Origin of the sequence: Endozoicomonas acroporae, assembly GCF_002864045.1 — a bacterium.
Lineage (GTDB): Bacteria > Pseudomonadota > Gammaproteobacteria > Pseudomonadales > Endozoicomonadaceae > Endozoicomonas > Endozoicomonas acroporae.
This window is the reverse complement of record NZ_PJPV01000247.1, coordinates 1-1,522: the sequence shown is the minus strand read 5'-3', so window position 1 is coordinate 1,522 and position 1,522 is coordinate 1. Positions and strand designations below refer to the sequence as shown.

Here is a 1,522-nt window from a genome sequence, read left to right as displayed (position 1 = left end):
ATGGTTCAAAAGCCACCTGCACCTTTATCGACTGAGATTCTCTTGAAAGAGAATACACAGCTGCGCATAAAAGTTGCCTGCCTGGAACAACGTTGTAGAGAATTGGAAGAAAGGGTTGGTAAGAACAGTCAAAACAGCAGCAAGCCACCATCGTCTGATGGTTATCAAAAACCGTGTAAAAGCAGCGATTCTACCGATCACCCCACCGACACCGATGACGGTGCAGATCCCGATGCATCAAAAAGTGACAAACCCAATCCAAAAAGTCTGAGACAGTCTTCTGGTAATAAAGCTGGTGGACAGAAAGGGCATCAGGGCACTTGTCTCAAGCAGATCGATAACCCTGACTATATTGAGCTTCTTCAGGTTGAAGAATGCCATCAATGTCAGGTTTGTCTTCTTGATATTGAGCCAGTCAAACATATTGAGCGACAGGTGTTTGAACCAGGCAAACTGGGTGAATTTGAAGTAACTGCCTATAGAGCTGAAGTCAAAATCTGCACATGTGGTTGCAAAAATCAGGCTGAATTTCCGGAAGGTGTAACCGCAGCCGTGCAATATGGCCCAGCTACTCAGGCTGTGGCTGTCTATCTCAACCAATATGATTTTCTGCCATTTAAGCGAGTGTCTGAGTACTTTTATACGCTCTACAAAATGAGTGTCAGTGCCGGAACTGTAGCCAATTTTGTTGTCAGAGCCCATGAAAATCTGGCGTCTACCGAGGATGTCATTCGTGACGCCTTGCTGGAATCGCCAGTGGCCGGAGCCGATGAAACCGGTATGCGGGCAGAGGGCTCTCTTTATTGGCTACATGTTATGCGGGATGAGCAATGGACGCTTTACTACCTGTCTGAGAAACGAGGTCGTGACGCCATGGATGCGATGGGCATACTACTTACGTTTACGGGCGTTCTGGTCCATGATCATTGGAAATCCTACTTTTCATATGCGGCAGTTCACGTTCTTTGTAATGCCCATCATCTGAGAGAGCTTCTGGGTGTTGTTGACAGGGACGATAATCAATTGGCTTTGCGCCTGATGAAGTTGCTCAGGCTTTCCTGGCATTATTGCAAGGGCTTCAAGACCATCGGTATGCAACAAATGCCGAGGATTATCCGTGAACGGATTGAGAAGGTTTATGACCTTCTGCTTCAGCGGGCATTAACGAAAGAAGTTGCCTATATGGAGAAACAGCGGCAAGAACTCGGTCGAAAGAAAGTCAAAAATACCAAGGCCTATAACCTGTTCAAGCGACTCATTGAGTTCAAAGCTGAAACACTTCGATTCATGTCAGATTTTACCATTCCCTTTGACAACAATGGCAGTGAAAGGGATATTCGAATGGCCAAGTTAAAACAGAAGATCTCAGGCTGCTTTAGGAGTGCGGACGGAGGTTCTATGTTTGCACGGATTCGGAGCTATTTGTCGTCTGCCAAAAAACAGGGTAAGGATATATACCAGTCACTTCTTAGAGCTGTTCAGAATTACAGTAATATGCCTTTACTGGGTGCTGAATAGTTAC

1 protein-coding gene is annotated in these 1,522 nt (G+C 45.8%); it reads left to right on the top strand.

Going from position 1 to position 1,522, the window contains the following annotated elements; all coding sequences use genetic code 11:
- Positions 1-1,518, top strand: a 1,518-nt coding sequence (tnpC, locus tag CX664_RS24750; RefSeq protein WP_101749258.1) for an IS66 family transposase, incomplete at its 5' end; no start/stop codon positions are given.
- Between the last annotated feature and the right edge of the window lie 4 nt (positions 1,519-1,522).